Origin of the sequence: Psychrobacter sp. CAL346-MNA-CIBAN-0220, assembly GCF_040309805.1 — a bacterium.
Taxonomy (GTDB): domain Bacteria; phylum Pseudomonadota; class Gammaproteobacteria; order Pseudomonadales; family Moraxellaceae; genus Psychrobacter.
Window position 1 is genome coordinate 1 of the sequence record NZ_JBEOPF010000484.1, and the last position, 256, is coordinate 256.

The window sequence follows — 256 nt, forward strand, 5'->3', positions numbered from 1 at the left end:
GGTTTACAGCAATAATCCCGTTTGAACGTGGGTTGCTGTAAGCTGTTAATGCTGTTTTCTTAACCGTGCCATGCGCTGTTGCCATGATGATAAATTTATCATCAGCATATTCACGTACCGGCAGAATTGCCGTAATGTGCTCACCGTCAGAGAGTGGTAATAAGTTAACAATAGGACGTCCACGAGCAGTACGACTCGCTAATGGTAATTGATACACTTTTAACCAATACATTTTACCAAAGTCAGAGAAGCAGAG

1 protein-coding gene is annotated in these 256 nt (G+C 42.2%); it reads right to left on the reverse strand.

Features of this window, described 5'->3' with window-relative positions; all coding sequences use genetic code 11:
- A partial coding sequence (locus tag AAEY88_RS14470; RefSeq protein WP_350563510.1) for a DNA gyrase C-terminal beta-propeller domain-containing protein occupies positions 1-256 on the reverse strand: 256 nt, incomplete at both ends.